We start from the raw sequence: 26,213 nt of genomic DNA on the forward strand, positions 1-26,213 counted from the left end.
ATTAGCTTAGGTCATTATCGTTGTTAAGTAAATTCGCGGATGCCGCATGCCTAGACTCGATCGCATGCCCGAGTTCATCGATGCACACGGCATCGCGATCGTCTACGACGTCCATCCCGCGAAGCGCGAGCCTCGGGCCGTCGTCCAGTTGCTGCACGGCGTGGGCGAGCACGCCGGCCGCTACGCGGCGCTCATCGATGCGCTCACGGACGCCGGATACACGGTGTACGCCGACGACCATCGCGGTCACGGCCGCACGGGCATGACGCAGTGGGCCGGCGACGCGTCGAAGCTCGGTCGGCTCGGTCCGGGCGGCATGCCCGCTGCGCTCGCCGCCGTGTGGCAGTTCACGCAGCTCATCCGCGACGAGAATCCCGGCCTGCCGTTCGTGCTGCTCGGCCACTCGTGGGGATCGTTCCTCGCCCAGATGCTGGTGAACGCGCACCCGGACGCGTACGACGCCGTCGTGCTGTCGGGGTCGGCGCTGCGGTGGCCGGGTGCGCTCAACGCGGGCGACCTGAACGCGCCGTGGAAGACGAAGGATGCCTGGGGCACCGAGTGGCTGTCGTCAGATCTTTCCGTGGGCAGGGCGTTCCGCGACGACCCGCTCACGACGACGACTCCGCTGCTCAAGCTGTTCGGCGTGCTCGATGCGTCGCGCCTGTACGGACTGCCGCGGCGCGAGCTCGGACACGATGTGCCGGTGCTGCTCATGGTGGGCCGCGACGACACGGTCGGCGGACCCCGCAGCGTGCACCGGCTCGCCGAGGCGTACCGCACGAGGTCGGGGCTGACCGACGTCACGACCCTCGTGTACCCGGACGCACGTCACGAGATCTTCAACGAAGCGGTCCAGGCCGACGTGCGCGCCGACCTGATCGCGTGGCTCGACGCGCGCCTGCCCGTGCGGGGCTGACCCCGCACCCGCGCCGGCCGTCGTGACAGCCGGGTTCGGGGCGCAGAACCGTGGCGACGCGCCGGGGCCGCCGGCGTGTCGCGGTGGAAAGACGCCCCGAACCGGGCGAGCCGGGATGCGGGTGCTCAGCCGCGGGCGAGCCGGGATACTGGTGCTCAGCCGCGGGCGAGCCGGGATGCTGGTGCTCAGCCGCGGGCGAGCCGGGATGCTGGTGCTCAGCCGCGGGCGCGGCGGTTCGGCGTGCGCGCGCTGCGGCGGATGTCCGCGACGGTCGCACCCGTCGTGAAGCGCTGGCTCGACGAAGTTCCCGTGCGCGCGGCCGGAGCCCCGCTGCGGGGCTGCTCGGACGAACGGGCGCGACCCTGGCCGGAGCGACCCGCGCCCGAGCGTGCCTGATCCGCAGCGGGCTGGCGTGCGGCATCCGTCGTGCTCTTGCCGCGTCCGCCGGAACGGCCACGCGCCGGACGGCCCTGGCCCTCGCCGGATGCCGCGGGCTTCTTCTTCGCCGCGGGGCGCTGCTGCTGCTGGACGGGAGCCGGCGTGACGTGCGGGGCAGGCTCGCCGACGAGCTCGGCGACCGCAGCGTGCGCGGCGTGGACGGGCTCGAGCGGCGCGGTGACCTTGGCCTTGCGCAGCAGGTCCTTGACCTCGCCGCGCTGCGAATCGGTGGCGACGGTCACGACGACGCCCTCGGCGCCGGCGCGAGCCGTGCGGCCCGAACGGTGCAGGTACGCCTTGTGCTCGACGGGCGGGTCGACGTGCACGACGAGCTCGACCTCGTCGACGTGCACGCCGCGCGCGGCGACATCGGTCGCGACGAGCACGCGCACGCCGCCCTTGTCGACGGGGGCGCCGAACGCCGCGAGGTTGCGCTCGCGCGCGTTCTGGCCGAGGTTGCCGTGCAGGTCGACCGACGGGATGCCCGCTGCCGTGAGCTGCTTCGCGAGCTTCTTGGCCTGGTGCTTCGTGCGGGTGAACAGGATGCGGCGGCCACGGCCGGACGCGAGGTGACGGACCAGTGCGAGCTTGTCGTCGGAGCTCGTCACGAACACGCGGTGGGTCATGACGCCCTGCGGGACGCTGGACTCGTCGACCTCGTGCAGGACCTCGTTCGAGAGGAAGCGCTTCACCAGGCTGTCGACGCCGCGGTCCAGCGTGGCGCTGAAGAGCATGCGCTGTCCGCCCGACGGCGTGGCCGCGAGGATGCGGGTGACGCCCGGCAGGAACCCGAGGTCGGCCATGTGGTCGGCCTCGTCGAGCACGGCGATCTCGATGGCGTCGAGCTTGGCGACGCCCTGCTTCATGAGGTCTTCGAGCCGGCCGGGGCACGCGACGACGATGTCGACGCCGCGCCCGAGGGCCTGCTCCTGGGGCCTCTGGCTGACACCGCCGAAAACGGTCGTGACGGTCAGGCCCGCGGCATCCGCCAACGGCTTGATGGTCGCGGCGATCTGCGTCGCGAGCTCGCGAGTCGGGGCGAGGACGAGGCCGCGGGGGCGACCGGGGCGGCGCTTGGCGGCACCGGCGCCGGACAGGCGCGCGACGAGGGGCAGCGCGAACGCGATGGTCTTGCCGCTGCCGGTGCGGCCGCGGCCGAGCACGTCGCGACCGGCGAGCGAGTCCGGGAGCGTGTCGCGCTGAATCGCGAACGCTTCGGTCTTGCCGTCGGCGGCGAGGACGGAGGAGAGGTTCTCGGGCACGCCGAGAGAGAGGAAAGAAGACATGAGTGCTTTCGGTGGTGCACGCGTGCGGAAACGCAGCAGTGCGGAGGTGGCGACGGCGCGGGATCGCGCATCGGTTCGCCGTTCGTAATGAGCCACGGCTTCGGATGCCGGGGAGCGTGACGACGACGCAGCGGCACACAGGCCGCGCCACAACGATAGCAGTCCGGCCGGACCCGAACCTGCGAGCCACCCGCGCGGCGCGTCGGCGCCCGTAGGCTGAGGGCCATGCACGGTGAGTACAAGGTTCCGGGCGGCAAGCTCGTCGTCGTCGACCTCGAGGAGCGCGACGGGCGGATCGTCGACTTCCACCTCGCGGGCGACTTCTTCCTCGAGCCCGACGATGCCCTGGCCGATATCGACGCGGCCGTCAACGGGATGCCCGTCGAGTCCGACGTGACGGCGATCGCCGCGGCGGTGCGGGCGGCGCTCCCCGAGGGGGCGCAACTGCTGGGCTTCACGCCCGAGTCCGTCGGTACGGCTGTGCGCCGCGCGCTCGTGACGGCTCCGGGATGGCGCGACTTCGACTGGGAGATCGTGCACGAGCGCCCCGTGTCGCCGCGGATGAACCTCGCGCTGGACGAAGTGCTCACGACGCGCGTGGGCGACGGGCGTCGTCGCCCGACGCTGCGGATCTGGGAGTGGGACGAGTCGGCCGTCGTGATCGGGTCGTTCCAGTCGCTGCGCAACGAGGTCGACCCCGAGGGTGCTGCGCGCCACGGCTTCGATGTCGTCCGCCGGATCTCGGGGGGCGGCGCGATGCTCATGGGGGCGAACTCGATCGTGACGTATTCGCTGTACGTGCCGGCATCCCTCGTCGCGGGGATGACGTTCGCGGACTCGTACGCGTTCCTCGACGACTGGGTCCTGCAGGCGCTGCGCTCGGTCGGGGTCGAGGCGACCTATCAGCCGCTCAACGACATCGCCTCGCCGCAGGGCAAGATCGGCGGCGCGGCGCAGAAGCGGCTCGCCAACGGGGGAGTGCTGCACCACGCGACGCTCAGCTACGACATGGACGGCGAGGTCATGACCGAGGTGCTGCGGATCGGCCGCGAGAAGCTGAGCGACAAGGGCACGACGTCGGCGGCCAAGCGGGTCGACCCGCTCCGCCGGCAGACGGGCCTGTCGCGCGAGGCGATCATCGAGCGGTTCACCGACACGTTCGCGAACCTCTACGGCGCCGTGCCGGGGTCGATCTCGGACGACGAGTACGCCGCGGCAGAAGCCCTCGTCGAGTCGAAGTTCGCGACCGACGCGTGGCTGCACCGCGTGCCGTGACCTCGGATCCCGACCCCGGTCCGCCCCCGGCCTCGGTCCCGGTCCCTGAGCTTGCCTCGGTCCCTGAGCTTCCCGAAGGGTCGCGCTCCGACCCCGCCTCGGTCCCTGCCCCGGCCCCGGTCCCTGAGCTTGCCGAAGGGTCGTGCTCTGACCCCGCCCCGGTCCCTGAGCTTGCCGAAGGGTCGGTGACCGTCCACCACGGCGACAACCTCGAGGTGATCCGCGGGTTCAACGACGGCTCGTTCACCCTCATCTATCTCGATCCGCCCTTCAACACGGGCCGCCCACGCGAGCGCGCACTCGAGACGGCGCGCGTGCCTCGGCCCGCGGCATCCGCCCCTCTCCCCGCAGCGATCGCAGAGCCCATCCCCGCGAGACTGCAACCGCACGGCGAGACTGCGGGTGATACCCACGGTCTCGGCAGCCCAATGCAGTCTCGCGGTCAAGGGGACGGGCACGCGGGCGGCGAGCAGCGGGGGGTCGTACGGCGGGGGTTCCACGGGCGGGAGTACGAGCGGCTGCGCGGAGACCTGCGTGCCTACGACGACCGGTTCGACGACTACTGGGGGTTCCTCGAGCCGCGGCTCGAAGAGGCCTGGCGGCTCCTCGCCGACGACGGCACGCTCTACCTGCACCTGGACTACCGCGAGGCGCACTACGCCAAGGTGCTGCTCGACGCGCTCTTCGGGCGGGACCGGTTCCTCAACGAGCTCGTCTGGGCCTACGACTACGGAGCCAAGACGCGCCGCCGCTGGCCGACAAAGCACGACACGATCCTCGTCTACGTCAAGAACCCCGATGCGTACTGGTTCGACTCCGAGACGGTCGACCGCGAGCCGTACATGGCGCCGGGCCTGGTCACTCCCGAGAAGGTCGCGCGCGGCAAGCTGCCGACCGACGTGTGGTGGCACACGATCGTGCCGACGAGCGGACGCGAGAAGACGGGCTACCCCACGCAGAAGCCCGAGGGGATCCTCCGCCGCATCGTGCAGGCCTCGAGCCGGCCCGGCGATCGCGTGCTCGACTTCTTCGCCGGCTCCGGCACGACGGGGGCCGTGGCTGCCGCCCTCGGTCGGCACGCCGTGCTCGTCGACGACAACCCCGCCGCGATCGCCGTCATGCGCAAGCGCATGGCGCACGCCGAGGTCGTCGACAACTCCGGATGAGCGCGCGGATCCGGGCTGGAGCGCGACCCGAATCGGCGATCGGTCCGGAGTTGTCGACGCCCTCGCCTCGATAGGCTCGGGCCCATGCGATTCGGAACCTTCATTCCCCAGGGCTGGCGCTTCGATCTCGTGGGCATCGCGCCCACCGAGCAGTGGACCGTGATGGACTCGCTCGCGCGTCGCGCCGACGAAGGCCCGTGGGAGTCGCTGTGGGTGTACGACCACTTCCACACGACGCCCGTGCCGAGCGAAGAGGCCACGCACGAGGCGTGGACGCTCATGGCCGCGTTCGCGGCGTCGACCAGCCGCGTCCGCCTGGGGCAGATGTGCACGTGCATGGGCCACCGCAACCCGGCCTACCTCGCGAAGGTCGCCGCCACGGTCGACCACGTCTCGAGAGGACGCGTCGAGATGGGCATCGGCGGCGGCTGGTACGAGCATGAGTGGCGCGCCTACGGCTACGGGTTCCCCGCCATCGGCGATCGGCTGGGGATGCTGCGCGAAGGCGTCGACATCATGCGCCAGGCCTGGACCACCGGCAGCGCCACGCTCGACGGCACGCACTACCAGGTCGACGGCGCGATCGTGCAGCCGCTCCCCGTGCAGGATGGCGGCATCCCGATGTGGATCGCGGGCGGCGGCGAGAAGGTGACGCTCAAGATCGCGGCGACCTACGCCGATTACACGAACTTCTCGGCGAACGACCTCGACGTCTTCGAGCACAAGAGCGCCGTGCTGCGCGGCCACTGCGAGCGCATCGGCCGCGACCCGGGCGAGATCACCCGCAGCGCCAACTTCAACACGATCGTCGGTGCGACCGAGGCCGAAGCCCGCGATCGGCTGGCCGCGGTCATCGACCGGCTGCGCCCGCACCTCGGCGACGAGCGCACCGACACGATCGAGCGCGACTATCTCTCGTCGCCCGCGTTCGGCACGCCCGAGAAGATCGCCGAGCGCCTGGCCGAGCGCGCCGCCCACGGCCTGGGCTACGCGATCCACTATTTCCCCGAGGCGGCCTACGACCTCTCCGGCATGGAGATGTTCGAGCGCGAGGTCATCCCCGCGCTCAGCTGACACGGTCGGTTCGGGGCGGCGGGGGCGTGGACTGGCCCCGGCCTCTGGTGCCCGCGACGGAATGGGCTTATTCTCCGTTGCACAGCGGGATGCGATGTTGTTCCCCAAGCTCGGTGCGTTCCGCAGATCACCTCTGAGGAGTGCCATGAGCAATTCCCGTTTCCGTCACGCTCGCGCCGTCATCGTCGGTGTGTCCGTGGCGGGGCTGCTGGTCAGCGCGATCGCCGTACCCGCCTCGGCAGCGCCGCCGCCGTCGGACTTCACCGCATCGCCGATCGCACCGGACGGACCCCCGCAGGCCGGCGCGAAATCCGCGTCGGGCAACCTCGCGCAGAGCGATGACGACCTGCTGGCGCGCGCCGATGCCGCGGTCGTGCCGGTGCTCGTCAAGGTCGACGTCGACCCCGTCGCCTCCTACGTGGGCGGCGTGGAGGGCTACGCCGCGACGAGTCCCGAGACGACGGGACGCTCCCTCGCCGACGGCGGCGCCGCCGTCGCGCGGTACACCGAGTACGTCGACGCACAGATCGCGGCGGCACAGGCCGAAGCGCTCGCGCTCGTGCCGAGCGCCCGCATGATCGCGACGTACGCGACGGTCTACGGCGGGTTCGCCATGACGATCCCCGCGAACCGCGCGAAGGACGTCCTCGCTCTGGGATCGGTCGCCGCCGTGCAAGAGAACGCGCTGCGCCAATCGGATGCCGCGACCCCGGCCGTCGACCCGGCTCTGACGCCCGACCCGTCAGCCCCGACGCCCGACCCGTCGGCCCCGGCGACGCCCGAGAAGGCCGCGGCGACGCCCGAGAAGGCGCCCGCCACGACCACCCCGGCCGCCCCCGTCGCACCGCGCGCCGCTGTCACCCTGCCGCCGATGACCCCCGCACCCGACGCCGACGCGACGACCTTCATCGGCGCGGATGCCGTGTGGCCCAAGCTCGGCGGACGCGACAAGGCCGGTGAGGGCGTCATCGTCGGCGTCATCGACACCGGCATCTGGCCCGAGCACCCGATGCTGCGCGACAACGGCATCGACCGGCCCGATGGTGGACCGTGGGCCTGCGAGTTCGGCGACGGCAGCGTCGGCGACGCGTTCGAGTGCAACGACAAGCTGATCGGAGCACACGCCTTCCTCGACACCTACGTCGCGCTGCAGGGTCCCGTCCTCGAGGGCGAGTACTGCACCGTCGACGTGTGCTCGGCCCGCGATGCCAACGGCCACGGCACCCACACGGCGACGACGGCCGCCGGCAGTCACGTCGAGTCCGCCGAGATCTTCGGCGTCGATCGCGGTGCGATCAGCGGCGTCGCCCCCGGTGCATCCGTCATCGCCTATCGGGCGCTCGCGGAGCTCGGCGGATACGACGGCGACCTGCTCGCCTCGATCGGTCAGGCCGTGCTCGACGGCGTCGACGTGATCAACTACTCGATCAGCGGCAGCCAGAATCCGTATGACGCCGTCGAGCTCGCGTTCCTCGACGCGTTCGCGGCGGGAGTCACGGTCAACTCCTCGGCGGGCAACTCCGGACCGGGCGCGTCGACGCTCGACCACGCGAGCCCGTGGACGACGACCGTCGCCGCCTCGACGTCGGATCGCGCATTCACGTCGACCCTCGTGCTCGCCGGTGCCGGTGACGCGACGTTCGTCAAACCCGGCACGACGATCACGGCGGGCGTCACCGACGCTCCGGTCGTGCAGACGAAGGACGTCGCCGGCTACCCCGGCACGGAGTACTGCGACGAGCCGTTCGCGCCCGGCTCGGTCGCGGGGCAGGTCGTGCTCTGCATCCGCGGCGGCGCGAACAGCGGCGGACGCGTCGAGAAGGGCTACTACGCGCTGCAGGGCGGGGCGGCGGGCATGATCCTCGCCAACCCCCAGCCGCAGGATCTGCAGACCGACAACCACTTCCTTCCGACCATCCAGCTCGAGGGCCCGAACGACGACCTCGTCGCGTTCCTCGACGCGAACCCGGGAACGACGGCGACGTGGGCGGCGGGCACCGCCACGGTTGCGCCGGGTGACGTCATGGCGTCGTTCAGCTCGCGCGGTCCCGTCGGCGACTTCCTGAAGCCCGATGTCACGGCACCCGGCGTGCAGGTCATCGCGGGGCACACGCCGACGCCGTCCGAGATCTCCAGTGGCCCTCCGGGTGAGCTCTACCAGGCCATCGCGGGCACGTCGATGTCGGCGCCCCACGCGGCGGGGGTCTCGGCGCTCGTGAAGGCGGCCTACCCGTCGTGGACGCCGGGGCAGATCAAATCGGCGCTCATGACCTCGTCGCTGCAGGCGGTCGTGAACGTCGACGGCTCGCCCGCCGGGGTGTTCGACCGCGGGGCCGGATCGATCCGCGCCGACCGTGCGATCGCGCCCGTGCTCACGATCAGCGAGTCGGCCGCCGACTTCGCCGCGAGCGCGACCGATCCGCTGCACCGCGTGGACCTCAACATCCCGAGCGTCTACGTCGACCCGCTGCCCGGCGCCGTCGCGACGAAGCGCACCGTGACGAACGTCAGCGGCAAGACGCAGCAGTTCACCGTGAAAGCCACGAGTGACGCGGGCGTGCGGATCACGGTCATTCCGTCGAGCTTCTCGCTCGCGCCGAAGAAGTCGCGCGATCTCACGATCGTCCTCGACGCCCTCAAGGCGAACGAGGGGTGGCACGAGGGGCAGATCACGATCACGCCCCGCTCGGGGAACCCGGTCGTGCTGCCGGTGGCTGCCAACGTCGGTGAGGCCGAGATCACGTTCTCGCAGACGTGCGACCCGACGACGATCGCCCGCGGCTCGACGTCGACGTGCACCGTGACGGCGTCGAACTACCTGCCGGTCGAAGTGGCCGCGAAGATCGACGTCGCGGCGAACCCGCTCCTGCAGGTGCGATCGGTCACCGCGCCGGCGAAGAAGACGCTCCTCGGCGCGAAGTGGAGCGGCACCCTGGCGCCGGCTATCCCGCCGACGATCGCTTCCGTCGAGGTCGTGCCCGATTCGTCGCCGGCGGGCTACGTCCCGCTGAGCGCATTCGGCATCGGTCTCACGGCGATCGGCGACGAGGAGATGGTCAACTACAACGTGCCCGCCTTCCAGTACGGGGGTGAGACCTACACGCGGATCGGGGTTGACTCGAACGGCTACGCCGTCGTGGGCGGCGGAACGGCGGCCGACCACAGCTTCGAGCCCAACGGCATCCCCGATCCCATCGCGCCCAACAACGTGCTCGCGCCGCTGTGGACCGATCTCAACCCCGCCGCGGCTGCCCCCGGCGACGGCGTGCGGGTCGGATCCTTGACCGACGGTGTCACGTCGTGGCTCGTGCTGGACTGGCAGAACGTGCCGACCTACACCGGCAACGCGAGGAACTCGTTCCAGGCCTGGATCGAGCTCGGCGCGACCGAAGGGATCTCGTTCACGTACGGCAGTGCCGCCGTCGGCGACGCCGGGTCGGCGGTCGCCGTCGGCGCTGAGAACCGCGACGGCACGAGCGGTGCGACCCTCGCGACGCTCCCCGCCGCAGGCGATGAGGTGCGGGTCACGACCGCGCCGCCGTCGGCGGGTGGCACGGTGACGTTCGACTACACCATCAAGGGTCTCCTGTGGGGCACGTGGTCGACCTTCGCGACGCTGCAGTCCGACGTGCTGCGGGCCACGCCTGCCGAGCAGACCAAGATCAGGGTGAAGTAGAAGAAAAGGGGGATGCTGCAAGCCGCGGCATCCCCCTCTCTTCTGGCCGTCGAGTCAGGCGGAAAGGAAGTCCAGCAGCGCCTCGTTGACCTCGGCGCCGTGGGTCCACAGCAGTCCGTGCGGCGCGCCCTCGAGTTCGACGTAGGTCGCGGTGGGCAGCAGGTCGCGGAAGCGCCGCGCCGTCACATCGGCGGGGAGGATGCGATCGGCCGTGCCGTGCAGGATGAGCGCGGGCACCGTGACCGCCGGGATGTCGTCGCGGAAGTCGGTCGGCCACGTCAGGGGCGCCGCCGCGATCGCTGTGTTGCCGGCCGCGTTGGCCGTCTGCACGCTCGCGTCGACGGCCTCCTGAGAGATGCGCGAGCCGAGGTTCTCGTCGAGGTTGTAGAAGTCGTCGAAGAACCCGCGCGCGAAGGCGTAGCGGTCCTCGCGCACCGACTGCGCGATGCCGTCGAAGAACTCCTGGGGGCCCGCACCGTCGGGGTTGTCGTCGGTCCTGAGTAGATAGGGCTCGAGCGAGCCGAGGAAGGCGACCTTCGCGACGCGCTCCGCGCCGTACCGGGAGAGGTAGCGGGCGATCTCGCCCGTGCCCATCGAGAAGCCCACGAGCACGGCGTCGGTGAGATCCAGGTCTTCGATCAGCGCGTGCAGGTCGGCCGCGAAGGTGTCGTAGTCGTAGCCCGAACCGGCCTTCGTCGAGCAGCCGAAGCCGCGGCGGTCGTAGGCGATGACGCGGTAGCCGGCCTCGAGCAGCGCCGTCTGCTGCTTGCCCCACGACTCGCCGTCGAGCGGAAAGCCATGGATCAGCACGACCGGCTGCCCCGTGCCCTGGTCGGTGTAGAAGAGGTCGATGTCGGCCGAGTTCTCGGTGCCGACGGTGATGTACGCCACGGTCGCTCCTTCCGGCCGGGCGGGATCCCGGCGCACCTCCGACGCTAGAGCGGTACCGCGCCTCGTGCCAAGCGGTGCCGGCCCCGGGAGATCCGTGTGGCGGTCGGTCGGGCGAGCGGGCGGGTGGTCGAGCGGGCGGGTGGTCGAGCTGGATGGGCGGGCAGGCAAGCTGGGGGTTCGTTTGCCTGACTCTGTTGTGCGTCGTGGGTGGGCTCAGCAGATTGGGGCAAGTGAGCGGTCGGGCGGCGGTTGGGCGGCGGTTCGGCGGCGGCCGGTCGGTCGGTCGGTCGAGCTGGTCGATCGAGCTCGGGGTTCGTTTGCCTGACTCTGTTGTTCGTCGTGGGCGGGCTCAGCAGATCGGGGCAAGTGAGCGGTCGGGCGGCGGTCGGGCGGCGGTCGGTCGGTGGGTCGGTCGGCCGGTCGAGCTGGTCGATCGAGCTCGGGGTTCGTTTGCCCGACTCTGATCTTCGTCGTGGGCGGGCTCAGCAGATTGGGGCAAGTGAGCGGGGTGACGAGCCGCGCGGGCTACGCGTCGCGGTCCGCTCCGGCGGACGGTGTCACCGGGAACACCGTGGGGGCGGCGAACCCGGATGCCGCGAAGGCCGACCGCGCGGCATCCGCGACGGCGTCGACGCGGTCGTGCGGCACAAGGGCGATGGCCGCGCCGCCGAACCCGCCGCCGGTCATCCGCGCGCCGAGGGCTCCCGCGGCGAGCGTCGCGTCGACCGCGGTGTCGAGTTCGGGCACCGAGATCTCGAAGTCGTCGCGCATCGAGGCGTGCGAGGCGACGAGCAGGTCTCCGATCGCGGCGGGACCGTGCTCGCGCAGCGTGCGCACGGTGTCCTGCACCCGCTGGTTCTCGGTCACGACGTGGCGGACGCGGCGGAACGTGACGTCGTCCAGGAGGTCGCGCGCGCGGGCGAGGTCGCCGGCCCGCAGATCACGCAGTGCCGGGACGCCCACGATCTCGGCGCCGCGCTCGCAGGCTGCGCGGCGCTCGCCGTAGCCGCCGCTCGCGTGCGCGTGCCGGACGCCCGTGTCGATGACGACGAGCTGCAGGCCGGCAGCGGCGAAGCCGAGGTCGACCACGGTCGCCTCGAGTGTGCGGCAGTCCAGGAAGATGGCGGCATCCGCTCGGCCCTTGATCGAGGCCATCTGGTCCATGATTCCGGTGGGCGCGCCCACGGCTTCGTTCTCGGCGGTCCGGCCCGCTTGCGCGAGGGCATCGTCGTCGAGGCGCAGGTGCCAGATGTCGTTAAGGGCGGCGGCGGTCGCACCCTCGATCGCCGCCGACGAGGACAGTCCCGCGCCGACGGGGACCTCGGTCGTGAAGGCGAGGTCGACTCCGGTCGGGGAGTCCGCGCCCGTGGCGCGCAGGAGCGCCCACGCGACGCCGAGCGGGTAGCGGGCCCACTCGCGGACCTCATCGCGGCGGGCGGGGAAGAAGGTGTCGAGGTCGGTCAGGGAGACCTCGACGGGCGCGCTGTCGTCCGATGAGCCGCCGGGGAACTGCGAGACGATGCGGATGCGGCCGTCTTGCCGCGTGCCGACGGCGACGGTCGTGCGCTGCTGGATCGCGAACGGCAGCACGAACCCGTCGTTGTAGTCGGTGTGCTCGCCGATCAGGTTGACCCTCCCCGGCGCCGACCACGTGCCCTCGGGCTCGCTTCCGTAGACGGCCCTGAACAGGTCGCGCGCGGCGCTCATGCCCGCACCTCGGGGATCGTCGCGACGGCTTCGCGCAGACGCTCGGCGGCGGTCTCTGGGGGGATATCGCCGATCCACGCGCCCATGGCGGCCTCGGAGCCGGCGAGGTACTTGAGCTTGTCGGCCGCGCGGCGCGGGCTCGTCAGCTGCAGGTGGAGGCGCACCGTGTCACGGCCCTCGCGCACCGGTGCCTGATGCCAGGCGGCGATGTACGGCGTCGGGGTGGCATAGAGGGCGTCGACGCCGCGCAGGAGGCGCAGATACAGGGGGGCGAGCTCGTCGCGCTCGGCCTCGTTCGTCTCGGCGAAGTCGGCGACGTGGCGATGGGGCAGCAGGTGCACCTCGAGCGGCCAGCGCGCGGCGAACGGGACGAAGGCCGTCCAGTGCTCGCCCGCCAGCACGACGCGCTCGGAGGCGCGCTCGAACTCGAGGACCCGCTCGAACAGGTCCTCGCCCTCGCGCCGGATCGAGGCCAGGAGCGTCGTGGTGCGCGGGGTGACGTACGGGTAGGCGTAGATCTGCCCGTGCGGGTGGGGGAGGGTGACCCCGATCGCCTCGCCGCGGTTCTCGAACGGGAACACCTGCTCGACGCCGGGAAGGGCTGACAGGGCCGCGGTGCGATCCGCCCACGCCTCGATCACGGTGCGGGCGCGGGTGCGGGTCTGGGTGCCGAACGACCCCTCGTGCTCGGGGCTGAAGCACACGACCTCGCAGCGACCGACCGACGTTCGGGTGCGGCCCAGGCCCGGCGCCGTCAGGTCGGGGGTGCCGTGGGGAGGATCGGCCGCCGCCGGCAGCTCGCCGTGCGCTTCGGTCAGGGCGGGGCCGAACGACGGCGACTTGTTCTCGAACACGGCGACGTCGTAGCGCGAGGGGATCTCGGAGGGGTTGGCCGGAGTCTGCGGGGCCAGCGGGTCGAGTTCGGCCGGCGGCAGGAACGCGCGGTTCTGCCGTGCCGCGGCGATCGAGATCCAGTCCCCGGTCAGCACGTCGCGGCGCATCGACGCCGTCGGCGGGCGCGGGGTGCTCGCGCGCGCGTCGATGCCCCGATCGGGACCGAGGGTCGTGTCCGGGTCGTCGAAGTAGATGAGCTCGCGGCCGTCAGCGAGGACCGTGGACCGCTTGACGACACCGGCGCCGAGCACTTCACCGGGTGCGGGGGGCTCGATCTCCGGAATGTTCACGTCAACACGCTACTCGCGACGCCGTGGGAGCGAGCGCGCCGTGCTCGCTCTCATCGCGGCGATCGACGGTGCGCCCGTCTCGGCGGACGTCACCCCGACGACACTCATCGTGCGCGACAGCGCGCCCTGAGGATCAGGCGCCGAGCGCCTCCGCGACGACGGCGCGCGCCTCGGCCTGCACCTGGGCGAGGTGCTCGGGTCCGCGCAGCGATTCAGCGTACAGCTTGTAGACGTCCTCGGTGCCCGACGGGCGTGCGGCGAACCACGCGTCGGCGGTCTGCACCTTGAGTCCGCCGATCGCGGCGCCGTTGCCCGGCGCGTGCGACAGCTTGCCGGTGATCGGCTCGCCCGCGAGCTCGGTCGCCGAGACTGCTGCGGGTGAGAGCTTCGCCAGCTCCGCCTTCTGCTCCGCCGTCGCGGGCGCGTCGACCCGCTGGTAGGCGGATGCACCGTATTCGGCCTCGAGCTCGGCATAGCGCTCTGACGGGGTCTTGCCCGTGACGGCGAGGATCTCGGCGGCGAGCAGACACAGCAGTATGCCGTCCTTGTCGGTCGTCCAGACCGAGCCGTCCATGCGCAGGAAGGACGCGCCGGCGGACTCTTCGCCGCCGAACGCGATCGATCCGTCGAGGAGTCCCGGCACGAACCACTTGAATCCGACCGGAACCTCGTAGAGCCGCCGGCCGAGCGCAGCGGTGACCCGGTCGATGATCATCGACGACACGAGCGTCTTGCCGACCGCGGCATCGGCCGGCCAGCCGGGCCGATGCGCATAGAGGTAGTCGATCGCGACAGCGAGGAAGTGGTTGGGGTTCATGAGCCCCCCGTCGGGCGTGACGATGCCGTGGCGATCGGCGTCGGCGTCGTTGCCCGTCAGGATGTCGTACTCGTCGCGCCGTGCGACCAGCGAGGCCATGGCCGAGGGTGAGGACGGATCCATGCGGATCTTCTCGTCCCAGTCCAGCGTCATGAACCGCCACGTCGGGTCGACGTCGGGGTTGACGACCGTGAGGTCGAGACCGTGCACCTCGGCGATGAGCGCCCAGTAGTCGACCGAAGCGCCACCGAGCGGATCGGCGCCGATCCGCACACCCGCCCGGCGGATCGCCTCGAGGTCGATGATCGTGACGAGGTCGCGCACATAGGCGTCACGGAAGTCATACACGCCGATCCGCTCCGCCTCGATATCGGCGTAGCGGGTGCGGGTGACCCCGGCCAGCCCCGCGGCGATCAGCTCGTTGGCGCGCGCCGCGATCCACCCGGTCGCGTCCGTGTCGGCCGGGCCGCCATGGGGCGGGTTGTATTTGAAGCCGCCGTCGCGCGGCGGGTTGTGCGACGGGGTCACGACGATGCCGTCGGAGCGACCCGGGTCCTCGGTGCCCATGCCGCGGTTGTGGGTCAGGATCGCGTGCGAGAGGGCCGGGGTGGGCACCCACGAATCGCGGCTGTCCACGCGCACGTCGACCCCGTTGGCCACGAGCACCTCGATCGCGGTGCGTTCGGCGGGGCGGGAGAGGGCGTGCGTGTCCCGCCCCAGGAAGAGCGGACCCTGGATGCCCTGGTCGCGACGGTAGTCCACGATCGCCTGGGTCGTGGCGAGGATGTGGTCCTCGTTGAAGCTCGACGACAGCGACGAGCCGCGGTGGCCGCTCGTGCCGAAGACCACGCGCTGCGCGGGTTCGTCCGGGTCGGGCTTGCGGTCGTAGTACGCCGCGATCGCCTCGTCGACGTCGATCAGGTCGGATGCTTCGGCGGGCTGTCCAGCTCGGCTCATCGTCCCAGTCTGCCCCGGCGCGGACGCTGGCGCACGGGCCGTGTGCACAACGCCGCGCATTCGAAGAGCCCAGAGCGAGAATCCGTGGGGCTCGCCCTCCGCAACCGGCGGATGACCGGCGACGGGCGCGGCGTAGGCTGAGCGGGTGACTGCCGAGCCCGGACCCCGCACCTACAGCTACCTCGGGCCCGCGGGCACCTTCACCGAAGCCGCCCTCGCCCAGGTGCCCGAAGCGCGCGGACAGCGCTGGCGTCCCGTGCGCAACGTCGGCGAAGCGCTCGACGATGTCGTCGCGGGACGTTCGGATGCCGCCATGATCGCGATCGAGAACTCGATCGACGGCGGGGTCTCGACGGCGCAGGATGCCCTGGCGACCGTGCCAGGACTGCGGATCGTGGGGGAGTACCTCGTGCCGGTCGAGTTCGTGCTGGTCGCGCCCCGCGGCACGCGCCTCGACGACGTCTCGCTCGTCGCGGGGCACCCCGTCGCCTATGCGCAGTGCCTGCAGTGGCTCACGAAGAACCTCCCCGCCCACGCGCACCTGCCCGCTGCGAGCAACGTCGCGAGCGCCGTCGGCATCCTCGACGGGACGAGCGACGCCGACGCGGCGATCGCGCCGCCCGGCATCCTCGAGCACCACGACCTCGACCTGCTGGCCTCGAACATCGGCGACAACCCGAACGCCGTGACGCGCTTCGTTCTCGTGAGTCGCACGGTGCAGCCGCCGGCGCCGACGGGCGCCGACAAGACCTCGCTCATCGTCGAGCTTCCCGAGGAGTACCCCGGTGCGCTGCTCGAGATGCTCGAGCAGTTCGCGACGCGTGGCATCAACCTGTCGCTGCTCGCATCGCGTCCCATTGGCGACGCGATGGGACGATACCGCTTCGTCATCGACGCGGACGGGCACATCCACGACGAGCGCGTGGCCGACGCCCTGATGGGCCTGCGCCGGTTCAGCCCCCGCGTGATCTTCCTCGGGTCCTACCCGCGGGCCGACCGTCAGGTCGTGCGCTATCCCGAGCGGTACGCCGACGACGTCTTCGTCGAAGCGCGGGACTGGCTGCGGGCCCTCGTCAGCGGAGAACCCGAGGCCTGAGGCTCACGCCGCGGTCAGCGCGGTGGCGAGCAGCTCGAGCGTCTGCACGCGGCCGGGTGCGGCATCCATCGGCTCGGTCTCATACGCGCCGGCGATGGGCGAGATCATCACTTCGTCGACCTCGTGCTTCGCGGCGAACGCCGTGACGGATGCCGCGACCTCGGCGCCCGTGCCGATGAACCAGCTCGCCCGCGACGACGCCATGATCGACTGGGCGAGGGCGTCGAAGTCGGCAACCCCCGCGATCGACTGCTCGACGGATTCGAGCGCCGTGAGCGGCCGGTTCGTGCGCAGCCGCGCCATCATGCGCAGCTGCGGCAGGGCGCGCTCCTCGGCTTCGCCCGACGTCGGTGCGGCGATCGCGTTCGCCGTGAGGAAGGTCCGCGGGGCCGCGAGCAGCTCGGAGGGCTGGAAGCGCGAGCGGTACAGATCGAGGGCGCGTTCGAGGCCGTCGCCCGAGAAGTGGTTCGCGAAGACGTACGGCAGCCCGAAGCTCGCGGCGAGCTGCGCCGAGTAGTCGCTCGAGCCGAGCAGCCACACCTCGGGAACGGTGCTCGCCGCGGGGGTTGCGTGCACGTCGTACGTGCCGCCCGAAGCGAACCGCACCGTCGCACCGTCGGCCGAGACGAGACCGAGGATGTCGCGGATGTGCTCGGGGAACCGCTCGACGTCGCTCGTCGTGCCCGACATGCGCAGCAACTGGCTGATGACCGGGTCGCTGCCGGGTGCGCGGCCGATCCCGAGGTCGATGCGGCCGGGCGCGATCGCCTCGAGCGCCGCGAACTGCTCGGCGACGACGAGCGGCGAGTGGTTGGGCAGCATGACGCCGCCCGAGCCGACGCGGATCGTGGTCGTGCGCGCCGCCGCCGTCGCGATCAGGACGGGCGGTGACGTCGAGGCGACCGCCGGCATGTTGTGGTGCTCGGCGAACCAGTACCGCCGGTAGCCGAGCCGGTCGGCGTGCTGCGCGAGATCCAGTGACGCCGCGACGGCCTCGGGGCTGGTCTGCCCCGTGCGCACGGGCACGAGATCGAGGACGGACAGGGCGGGAGCGGCGGTGGCAGTCATCCTCTGGCACAACCCGGCGGCGTCGGGGATCATTCCGGACAGCCGGAGGGGCGGGGCTGCGTCAGCGCATCCTTTCGGATTCGCCCTGTTCTTGATACGTTTCTTGCGGAAGCGTGGGGCTTCCGTTTGGGGAACTGATCGCAAGATCACAACTGGGGAGTTGTCCGTTTGCTTACGCACCGCCGTGGGCGCGCTGTCGTGGGCGGCATCGCTGCCGTCATCGTCGCGCAGGCCCTGATCGTCGCCGTTCCGGCGACCGCCGTCGCATCCACCGCCATCGCCGTCTCGGACTCGGTGGGCGCCGCCTCGCCGGCGCTCGCGATCGAGTCGCCCGCCGCGGGCGCCTCGCTCGTGCGGGGCAGTCTCGGCGACGTCACGCTGTCGGCGGCGCACGCCGCCCCGCTGGATCGGCTCACGATCGACCTCTACGACGTCAACGGCACCTTCATCGGGGCCGTCGGATCCACGTCGGCCACCGCGTCGATCGGTGCGCACACGTGGATCGGCTCCTACGCGCTGCCCGCCGATCTCGCCGCGGGCTCGTACACGATCAGCGCCACGGTCACCGACGCCGCCGGCAGTGCGCGCACCGTCACGTCGGGCTTCGACGTGACCGAGCACGAGCCGCCGTCGCTCGAGTGGCTCAGTGAGCTCGTCGCCCGCGTCGTCGCCGGGGTCTTCGCTTCGCTCGGCCGCTGATCCTCAGCCCCGCTTGACGACCTCGTATGCCGCGAGGGCGGCCCTGCGCGTCTCACCGAGGTCGACCATGGGCTCCGTCGGTGCGTCGCGGGCCCACTGCGAGATGTAGTGGCCCTCGGCGTCGAACTTCTTCGCCTGCAGTTCGGGGTTGAACACCCGGAAATAGGGTGCCGCATCGGCGCCTGACCCGGCGACCCACTGCCAGTTGAAGGGGTTGTTGGCGGCATCCGCGTCGACGAGGGTGTCCCAGAACCACTCCTCGCCGCGCCGCCAGTCGATGAGCAGGTTCTTGATGAGGAAGGATGCCGCCACCATCCGCACGCGGTTGTGCATGAAGCCCGTGTGCCACAGCTCCCGCATGCCCGCGTCGACGAGCGGGACGCCCGTCTCGCCCCGTTGCCAGGCGCGCAGGTGCGCGCGGTCCAGCGGCGGCCACGGGAACGCGTCGAACTCGCTCCGCAGGTTGCGCTCTGCCAGATCGGGCTTGTGGAACAGGGTGTGCCAGGCGAACTCGCGCCAGCCGAGTTCGGAAAGGAAGCTGCCGGATCGGCCCGCCGCGACGGCTTCGTGCCACACGGTGTGCGGGCTCACTTCGCCCCAGCGCAGGCGCGGCGACAGCAGCGACGTCGCCCCCGCCGCGGGTTCGTCGCGCGCCCGTTCGTACGAGGCCAGGTCGTCGCGCAGAAACTCCCTCAGGCGCCGGCGGGCCGCCGGTTCGCCCGGCTCCCAGGTGTCGCGCAGCCCGCCCGCCCAGTCCGGGGCGGTGGGCAGCAGCGCCCAATCGTCGAGGTCGTCCGACGCCGGTGCACGGGCAGGGCCCGGGATCTCGCGCGGCTCGGGCAGCGGGGCCCGCGGAGCGGGCCGGGCGAGGCAGGCGCGCCAGAACGGAGAGAAGACCGAGTAGTGGGTCCCCGATCCCGTGCGCACCTCCCACGGTTCGTGCAGCAGGGAGGCCGCGAACGAGGCGACCTCGATGCCCGCCTCGCGCAGCGACGACTTCACCCCGGCGTCGATCTCGCGTTCGGGCTCGCTGTAGCGGCGGTTCCAGAAGACCGCGGCCGGTGCCGTGTCGGCGACGATCTCGCGCAGGACTGCGCTCGCGGGCCCCCGGCGCAGCACGAGGGCCGAACCGCGCTCGCGCAGGCGCGCATCGAGGGAGGCGAGCGAGTGGTGCAGCCACCAGCGTGCCGCCGCACCGAGGGCGCGGATGCCGGGCGACTCCTCGTCGAGCACGTAGAGCGCGACAATGGGTCCGCCCCGGTCGATCGCGGCGCGCAGCGCGGGGTTGTCCGCCAGGCGCAGGTCGTCGCGGAACCAGACGATCGACGGAGCGGTCATCGCTCAGAGCCCGCTGAGGTCGTGCCCCTCGGGCACGGCGAGGAGCAGAGCCCCGGCATCGATGCGGGTGTCGACCTCGACGGCCTCGCCGAACTCGTCGCCGTCGAGTTGCACGGGGTGCGGCTCGCTCGTGCCGATCTCGATCCCGGTGCCGCGCGAATAGATGACCGAGTTGTCCTTCGTGCGGAACGACAGCACGCGCCGCCCCGCCCGGAAGCGGCGCAGGACGCTGTTGTCCCACGCGACCCGCCGCCACACGAAGAGCCAGCCGAACGCGCCCTTCGGCTGCACGATGACGATGTCCAGCGCCCCGTCGAGGATCGACGCGTCGGGCACGAGCTCGAGGCCCGCCGGGAGCGACCCGCAGTTCGCGAAGAGGATGCTCTGCACACGGGCGGCGTGCAGGCGCCGGCCCGCGAGCTGGTACATGACGCGGAACGGCTTCGCGCCGGCGAGCGACCGCGCGGCGCCGTCGACGTACGCGACCCACCCGACCGTCTTCTTCAGCTGCGGGCTCGTGTTCGCGATCATCGCCGCGTCGAGGCCGATGCCGCCCATGACCACGAAGGCGTGCTCGACGCGCTCGCCGTCGGCGCGGCGCAGCCGCGCCCAGCCGACGTCGATGGCGTGCCGGTCGCCGTCGAACGCGGCGCGGATCATCGCGGCGGGCTCGGTGAGGGGCAGGCGCAGGTTGCGGGCGAGCAGATTGCCCGTGCCGCTGGGCACGATCGCGAGCGGCACGCCCGACCCCGCCATCGCCTCCGAGACGGCGCGCACCGTGCCGTCGCCTCCCGCGACGAGCACGACGTCGGCGCCCGCCTCGAGGGCCTGTCGCGTGATGTCGTCGCCGAGATCGGACACGGTGGTCTCGTAGAACAGCGGCTCGGACCATCCGGCATCCGTCGAGATCCGGGTCACGGTGTCGCGCAGCTCGTCGCCGTCGACCTTGATCGGGTTGTAGACGAGCGCAGCCTTGGGGCTCGGCCGCTCCTCGCCGCCCGACATGGTGGCGGTGTCGCCCTCGGCGTCGACGCGTCGCGCTTGCCCGCTCGCGCCGTCGGTGCGATCGGGGGCGATGTCCTCGGGCTCGCGGATGACGTCGTCGGGGGCCGCAGCCTGCACCGGATCCGGCGCGTCTGCGTTTCGAGAACCGTTCCCATCAGGGGTCGCCATTCGACCATTATGCGCAGGATGCCGCGGGGGAGCCCGCATGCGAGGATTGTCGGGTGATCGATCCCGTGCTTCTCCGTGAAAATCCCGAGCTGGTCAAGCGCTCGCAGGAGGCGCGTGGGCACTCCTCCGACACTGTCGATGCGGCGCTCGAGGCCGACCGTGCGCGTCGCTCCGCCATCACGACCTTCGAAGAGCTGCGCGCGGCGCAGAACGCGCACGGCAAGACCGTCGCGCGGGCGCCGAAGGACGAGAAGGCTGCCCTCGTCGCCGAGGCCAAGCAGCTCAGCGAACGTGTCAAAGAGGCCCAGCACGCCGTCACCGCCGCCGAGGAGGCCTCCGACGCGGCGCTCGCGCAGATCGAGAACATCGTGATCGACGGCGTCCCGCCCGGCGGCGAGGCGGACTTCGTCACGCTGCGCACCCACGGCGACGTGCCGACGTTCGACTTCGAGCCCCTCGACCACCTCGCGCTCGGCGAGAAGCTCGGCGCGATCGACATGGAGCGCGGCACGAAGGTGTCGGGCAGCCGCTTCTACTTCCTCACGGGCATCGGCGCGCGGCTCGAGATCGCCCTCATGTCGCTCGCACTCGACCGTGCCCTGCAGGACGGTTTCATCCCGCTCATCCCGCCGACCCTCGTGCGGCCCGAGGTCATGCGGGGCACCGGATTCCTCGGTCAGCACGCCGCCGAGGTGTACCACCTCGAAGAGGACGACCTCTATCTCGTCGGCACGAGCGAAGTGCCGCTGGCCGGATACCACATGGACGAGATCCTCGACCTGACCACGGGCGCGAAGCGCTACGCCGGCTGGTCGACGTGCTACCGGCGCGAAGCCGGCTCGTACGGCAAGGACACGCGCGGCATCATCCGCGTGCACCAGTTCAACAAGCTCGAGATGTTCGTCTACACGGTGCCCGAGGACGCCGAGGCCGAGCACCTGCGACTCGTCGCGATGCAGGAGCGGATGCTGCAGGACCTGGGCCTGAGCTACCGCGTCATCGACGTCGCGGCCGGGGATCTCGGGTCCAGCGCCGCACGCAAGTACGACGTCGAGGCGTGGGTGCCCACGCAGGGCGCGTACCGCGAGCTGACCAGCACCTCGAACTGCACGACCTATCAGGCGCGGCGCCTTGACATCCGTCATCGTCTGCCCGCCGACCAGGGCGGCAAGACGCAGCCCGTCGCGACCCTCAACGGCACCCTCGCCACGACGCGGTGGATCGTCGCCCTCCTCGAGACGCACCAGCGCGCCGACGGTTCGGTCGTCGTGCCCGAGGTGCTGCGGCCCTACCTGGGCGGGCTCGAGATCATGGAGCCGCCGGCATGACCGACGACGACCTGTCCCACCTGCCCGCGACGGGTGAGATCGACGTCGTCGGTCGGGGCGAGGCCGTCGAGATCGTCGACGAGCTCGCCCGCGAGACCGAGGCGCCGGGCATCGTCGTCGAGCACATGCTCATCGCGCTCGACATCGACGGCACCGTCATCCTCGAGGACGAATCGCTCAGCCCGGGTGTCGTCGACGCCGTCGAGCACGCGCAGCGTGCGGGGCATGAGGTGATGATCGCGACGGGACGCAGCTGGGAGGGAACCCGCGGCATCCTCCGTGTGCTGGGTATCGCTCCCGAATACGTCGTGTGCTCGAACGGTGCCGTCGTGCTGCGCCGGATCGACGCCGACGACCTCGAGTACGAGCGGTGGCACCTCGAGACGTTCGACCCGCGCGATGTGCTGACGCTGCTGCGCGAGCACCTGCCCGACGCCCGGTACCTCGTGGAGCTGCCCGACGGAAACCGCCTCTATACCGAGTACCTCGACGACTGGAACCTCGTCGCCGCGCGCCGTGTGCCCTTCGAGGAGCTGGGGGCGCAGCGCGTGTGCCGCGTCGTCGTCGTCGCGCCCGAGCACGCCTCCGACGCCTTCCTGGAGCTCGTCTCGGACATCGGACTCACCCAGGTCTCGTACTCGGTGGGCTGGTCTGCGTGGCTCGACATCGCGCCGCACGGCGTCGACAAGAGCACGGGGCTCGAACGGGTGCGCACGACGCTCGGCATCCAGCCCGAGAACGTGCTCGTCATCGGCGACGGACGCAACGACGTCGGCATGTTCGCCTGGGCGCTCGAGCACGGCGGTCGCGCTGTCGCGATGGAGCAGGGCCCGCAAGAGGTGCGGGATGCCGCCGGTGAGACGACGACGTCGGTCGAGGCCGGCGGCGTCGCCGCGATCCTCCGGGCGCTCTGAGCCTCGCTCGCGTCGCCTTTCGTCGAACCCGACCTTTCCCGTCGAACCCGACCTTTCTCGCGTCGCCTTTCGTCGAACCCGACCATTCCCGTCGAACCCGACCTCGTCGACGTCCCGTTCGGCGGAAACGGTACGGTTCGAGCGACAAAGCCCCGCGCGCCTTTCAGAAGTCCCACAGCCGCCGCTGGAACAATATGTCAGCAGTTCCGTCGACTAGACTCGACGCCTGTTCGACGGATGCCGGTGGCATCCGCCGGGAGGGTTGTCCGAGCGGCCGATGGACCTGGTCTTGAAAACCAGTGGGCAGAAATGTCCCGTGGGTTCGAATCCCACACCCTCCGCTTGATGTGTGCTGGGGGCGAACCTGAAGACGCCGTGAAAGGACCCCCGTGAGCCAGACGACCAAGCCCGCCAAGCGTGGCCGTCGCACCGTCGCGCGTCACGGGGCGCTGACTTCGCCGCATCCGGTTTCGCTGCTGCTCAAGGTGATCGGCGTCATGCTCGGGGTCGTTCTCGTCTCGGGGGCGGGTGTGGCCGCCTATGCGACCTACGATCTCGCGGCGAGCGCCACCGAGGACGCCGTCGATCTCGAAGGACAGGCTCCCGTGCCGCCCGACATCGGTGCGATCGAGACGGGCGTCGATCTGCTGGTCGTCGGCACTGACGAATGCGAGCCCGAGTACGCGTACCTCTTCGGCGACCGCTGCACGGGTCCGGATGCCGAAGGTCAGCTCAACGACGTCAACATGCTCGTGCACATCTCGAACAATCCGCGCCGTGTCACGGTCGTTTCGTTCCCGCGCGATCTCATGGTCCCGATCCCCTCGTGCACGCGCGAGGACGGCTCGACGACGTCGGCGATGAGCAAGCAGCAGATCAATACGGCATGGTCGTACGGCGGGCTGTCGTGCGTCGCCAAGACGATCTCGGCGCTGAGCGAGCAGAGCATCCCCATGGCGGCGAAGGTCAGCTTCGGGAACGTCATCAACATCACCGACGCGATCGGCGGAGTCGACGTGTGCATCGGCAACGGCGGCATCCGCGACCGGTACACGAGCATCGACTGGCCTGCCGGCATGCGCAACGTGCAGGGCGTGGAGGCCCTGCAGTTCCTGCGCACGCGTCACGGCCTCGAGAACGGCAGCGACCTCGCCCGCATCTCGAACCAGCAGCAGTACATGTCGCGACTCGCGCGCAAGCTCGTCAGCGAAGAGGTGCTGTCCGACTTCGGCACCCTGTACCGGCTCGCCACGACCGCCGTCGACAACATCACTCTCAGCAAGAGCCTCGCCAACCCCGTCACGCTCGCCCAGATCGGTCTCGCCGTGAAGGATGTGCCGTTCGACCAGATCGTGTTCGTGCAGTACCCGGTCAACACCGATCCCGCCGACCCGAACCGCGTCGTTCCGAACTATGCCGCGGCCGAGCAGCTGTGGGCCGCGCTCGCCGCGAACGAGCCGATCCAGGTCACGAACGACCCGAACCGCGGCGGCGGCGTCGTCACGGTCGAGCCGTCGGAAGACCCGATCGACGCGGGCGAGGCCCCCGTCGAGCCCGCCGATCCGGCCGACGCCACGACGCCTGAGCCGACCGAGACGGCTGTCGCGTTGCCCAACTCCATCCCCGGCACCTCCGCTGCCGACGAGACCTGCTCGGCGGGCAACCTGAGGTCGAACGGTTGATGTCGGTGCAGGTCCGGCCGGAAGGCCGACGCCCGTTCGCGCGGCATGGCCGGTTCGGGATGCTGCATCCGATCACTCGGCTGCTCGCGGTGCTCGGCGTCGTCCTCGCCGTCGTCGGACTGAGTGCCGGGGGAGTGGGCGCGTTCGCACTGTGGAATGCGGCGCAGGCCGTCGCCGACAGCTCGGTCGCGATCGGCGACGAAGAGTCGATCCCGCCGTCGCTCGGAGCGATCGAGGGCGGCGTCAACCTGCTGCTCGTCGGATCGGACTCGTGCGAGGGGCAGGACGTCGCGCTCTTCCCGCGCTGCGCCAACGAGGATGCCGAGGGTGAGCGCAACGACGTCACGATGCTCGTGCACATCTCGGATGCACCGCGGCGTGTGACCGTCGTGTCGTTCCCGCGCGACATGATCGTGCCGATCCCCGCATGCCCCCGCGAAGACGGCAACGGCGATCACTCGGCGATGAGCGCGCAGATGATCAACGCGTCGTACATGTACGGCGGCCTGCCGTGCACCGTCAAGACCGTCGAGGAGCTCACCGGCGAGAGCATCCATTTCGCGGCATCCATTCGCTGGACCGGCGTCATCAACATGTCCGACGCGATCGGCGGCGTCGAGGTGTGCGTCGCGGGTGACATCAGCGACGGGCACACGGGTCTGAACCTGGCCGCGGGCCCGCACACGCTGCAGGGTGTCGAGGCGCTGCAGTTCCTGCGCATCCGTCATGGAATCGGCGACGGATCCGACCTCGGTCGCATCTCGAATCAGCAGCAGTTCATGTCGTCGATGGTGCGCACGCTGCAGGGTGACGGCGTGCTCGGCAACCCCGGCACGCTGTTCTCTCTCGCGACGACCGCGATCTCGCAGGTGAACGAGGGGCAGCTGGTGCTCAGTCAGTCGCTCGCGAACCCGACGCTCATGGCGCAGATCGCGATGGCAGTGAAGGACGTGCCCTACGAGGACATCGTCTTCGTGCAGTACCCGACCGAGTACGGCGACAACTTCTCGCGTGTGCTGCCGGTTCGGGATGCCGCGGACCAGCTGTTCGCCGCGCTGCGTGAGAACAAGGCGCTCAACCTGACCGGCGACGCGAGCCAGGGCGACGGTGTCGAGGTGACCGGTGAGGCAGCGAAGCCCGAGGGCGACGCCGAGCCCGTCGAGTCGGCGGCGCCGTCGCCGGAGACCCCCGCGGTGCCCGAGGATCGCGTCGATCTGCCCTCGAGCATCGCGGGTCAGACGGCGGCCCAGGTCACCTGCACCCTGCCCGAGCGCTGATGTTTCGCCGGGCTCGACTCGACCGGTTATGATTGCTCTGCGCGTGCTCTTCGAGCGCTCGCCTGGAGACGTCGCATAGTCAGGCCTAGTGCACCACCCTGCTAAGGTGGAGTCCTCGCAAGGGGACCGAGGGTTCAAATCCCTCCGTCTCCGCCATTTTTTCTGGCTCGGTTCCCTTGTAAACACCGGGATCGCGGACCATCTCGGGTTCTAGTTTTCCGGGCTTGCGTTTGAACTGCGTAAAGTCTGCG

At 70.9% G+C, this 26,213-nt stretch carries 19 protein-coding genes and 2 tRNA genes; 13 read left to right on the forward strand and 8 right to left on the reverse strand.

Annotated elements, in window-relative coordinates; all coding sequences use genetic code 11:
- Positions 1–64 precede the first annotated feature (64 nt).
- A complete protein-coding gene (locus ACWIBS_RS13600) occupies positions 65–916 on the forward strand; it encodes an alpha/beta hydrolase (protein ID WP_376127697.1) in 852 nt (283 codons plus the stop codon).
- A 215-nt stretch (positions 917–1,131) separates the two neighbouring features.
- Here ACWIBS_RS13600 and ACWIBS_RS13605 read toward each other — a convergent pair whose 3' ends face one another.
- Positions 1,132–2,640 carry a DEAD/DEAH box helicase gene (locus ACWIBS_RS13605; protein ID WP_376127699.1) on the reverse strand — a complete coding sequence of 503 codons (1,509 nt, stop codon included), beginning with the start codon at positions 2,638–2,640 and terminating at the stop codon, positions 1,132–1,134.
- Positions 2,641–2,865: 225 nt separating this feature from the next.
- On the opposite strand from ACWIBS_RS13605, the gene ACWIBS_RS13610 reads away from it, so the two are divergent.
- From ACWIBS_RS13610 to ACWIBS_RS13625, 4 genes are all read left to right on the forward strand, one after another.
- The gene (locus ACWIBS_RS13610) at positions 2,866–3,915 is read left to right on the forward strand and encodes a lipoate--protein ligase family protein (RefSeq protein ID WP_376127701.1); all 1,050 of its coding nucleotides are present in this window, start codon (positions 2,866–2,868) and stop codon (positions 3,913–3,915) included.
- Between the two features lie 185 nt (positions 3,916–4,100).
- Positions 4,101–5,081: a DNA-methyltransferase gene (locus tag ACWIBS_RS13615; RefSeq protein ID WP_376127702.1), complete on the forward strand. Its 981-nt coding sequence runs from the start codon at positions 4,101–4,103 to the stop codon at positions 5,079–5,081.
- An 84-nt stretch (positions 5,082–5,165) separates the two neighbouring features.
- Complete coding sequence (locus tag ACWIBS_RS13620; RefSeq protein ID WP_376127704.1) at positions 5,166–6,155, forward strand: LLM class F420-dependent oxidoreductase; 990 nt, start codon at positions 5,166–5,168, stop codon at positions 6,153–6,155.
- A gap of 145 nt (positions 6,156–6,300) precedes the next feature.
- The gene (locus tag ACWIBS_RS13625; protein WP_376127705.1) at positions 6,301–9,831 is read left to right on the forward strand and encodes a S8 family serine peptidase; all 3,531 of its coding nucleotides are present in this window, start codon (positions 6,301–6,303) and stop codon (positions 9,829–9,831) included.
- Positions 9,832–9,885: 54 nt separating this feature from the next.
- On the opposite strand, the gene ACWIBS_RS13630 is transcribed toward ACWIBS_RS13625, so the two are convergent.
- The 4 genes from ACWIBS_RS13630 to pgm form a co-directional block, all read right to left on the reverse strand.
- Entirely contained in the window at positions 9,886–10,722 is an 837-nt protein-coding gene (locus ACWIBS_RS13630) for an alpha/beta fold hydrolase (protein WP_376127707.1), read from the reverse strand.
- A gap of 525 nt (positions 10,723–11,247) precedes the next feature.
- Positions 11,248–12,429, reverse strand: a complete 1,182-nt coding sequence (gene galK / locus ACWIBS_RS13635) for a galactokinase (RefSeq protein WP_376127709.1) — start codon at positions 12,427–12,429, stop codon at positions 11,248–11,250.
- Positions 12,426–13,607: a galactose-1-phosphate uridylyltransferase gene (galT, locus tag ACWIBS_RS13640; protein ID WP_376127776.1), complete on the reverse strand. Its 1,182-nt coding sequence runs from the start codon at positions 13,605–13,607 to the stop codon at positions 12,426–12,428. Before galT ends, galK begins: the two co-directional genes overlap by 4 nt.
- 139 nt (positions 13,608–13,746) lie before the next feature.
- Positions 13,747–15,387 carry a phosphoglucomutase (alpha-D-glucose-1,6-bisphosphate-dependent) gene (pgm, locus tag ACWIBS_RS13645; RefSeq protein WP_376127712.1) on the reverse strand — a complete coding sequence of 547 codons (1,641 nt, stop codon included), beginning with the start codon at positions 15,385–15,387 and terminating at the stop codon, positions 13,747–13,749.
- 145 nt (positions 15,388–15,532) lie between these two features.
- On the opposite strand from pgm, the gene pheA reads away from it, so the two are divergent.
- A complete protein-coding gene (gene pheA / locus ACWIBS_RS13650; protein WP_376127713.1) occupies positions 15,533–16,483 on the forward strand; it encodes a prephenate dehydratase in 951 nt (316 codons plus the stop codon).
- Between the two features lie 3 nt (positions 16,484–16,486).
- Here pheA and ACWIBS_RS13655 read toward each other — a convergent pair whose 3' ends face one another.
- Positions 16,487–17,551 carry an LLM class flavin-dependent oxidoreductase gene (locus ACWIBS_RS13655; RefSeq protein WP_376127715.1) on the reverse strand — a complete coding sequence of 355 codons (1,065 nt, stop codon included), beginning with the start codon at positions 17,549–17,551 and terminating at the stop codon, positions 16,487–16,489.
- 198 nt (positions 17,552–17,749) lie between these two features.
- Here ACWIBS_RS13655 and ACWIBS_RS13660 point away from each other — a divergent pair, with 198 nt between their 5' ends.
- Positions 17,750–18,250, forward strand: a complete 501-nt coding sequence (locus tag ACWIBS_RS13660) for an Ig-like domain-containing protein (RefSeq protein ID WP_376127716.1) — start codon at positions 17,750–17,752, stop codon at positions 18,248–18,250.
- Positions 18,251–18,253: 3 nt separating this feature from the next.
- Here ACWIBS_RS13660 and ACWIBS_RS13665 read toward each other — a convergent pair whose 3' ends face one another.
- The gene (locus ACWIBS_RS13665) at positions 18,254–19,588 is read right to left on the reverse strand and encodes a cryptochrome/photolyase family protein (protein WP_376127718.1); all 1,335 of its coding nucleotides are present in this window, start codon (positions 19,586–19,588) and stop codon (positions 18,254–18,256) included.
- A gap of 3 nt (positions 19,589–19,591) precedes the next feature.
- Positions 19,592–20,761 carry a diacylglycerol/lipid kinase family protein gene (locus ACWIBS_RS13670; RefSeq protein WP_376127720.1) on the reverse strand — a complete coding sequence of 390 codons (1,170 nt, stop codon included), beginning with the start codon at positions 20,759–20,761 and terminating at the stop codon, positions 19,592–19,594.
- Between the two features lie 53 nt (positions 20,762–20,814).
- Here ACWIBS_RS13670 and serS point away from each other — a divergent pair, with 53 nt between their 5' ends.
- From serS to ACWIBS_RS13700, 6 genes are all read left to right on the forward strand, one after another.
- The gene (gene serS / locus ACWIBS_RS13675) at positions 20,815–22,089 is read left to right on the forward strand and encodes a serine--tRNA ligase (protein WP_376127722.1); all 1,275 of its coding nucleotides are present in this window, start codon (positions 20,815–20,817) and stop codon (positions 22,087–22,089) included.
- Positions 22,086–23,003, forward strand: a complete 918-nt coding sequence (locus ACWIBS_RS13680) for an HAD hydrolase family protein (protein WP_376127723.1) — start codon at positions 22,086–22,088, stop codon at positions 23,001–23,003. Before serS ends, ACWIBS_RS13680 begins: the two co-directional genes overlap by 4 nt.
- Positions 23,004–23,259: 256 nt before the next feature.
- Positions 23,260–23,344: transfer RNA gene (locus tag ACWIBS_RS13685), tRNA-Ser, on the forward strand.
- A 48-nt stretch (positions 23,345–23,392) separates the two neighbouring features.
- Positions 23,393–24,685, forward strand: a complete 1,293-nt coding sequence (locus ACWIBS_RS13690) for an LCP family protein (RefSeq protein ID WP_376127724.1) — start codon at positions 23,393–23,395, stop codon at positions 24,683–24,685.
- Positions 24,685–25,962 (forward strand): LCP family protein, encoded by a 1,278-nt coding sequence (locus ACWIBS_RS13695; RefSeq protein ID WP_376127726.1) that lies wholly within the window; start codon positions 24,685–24,687, stop codon positions 25,960–25,962. Before ACWIBS_RS13690 ends, ACWIBS_RS13695 begins: the two co-directional genes overlap by 1 nt.
- A 64-nt stretch (positions 25,963–26,026) precedes the next feature.
- Positions 26,027–26,118: transfer RNA gene (locus ACWIBS_RS13700), tRNA-Ser, on the forward strand.
- The last annotated feature ends 95 nt before the right edge of the window (positions 26,119–26,213 follow it).

The organism is Microbacterium sp. NPDC055442, from assembly GCF_053644215.1.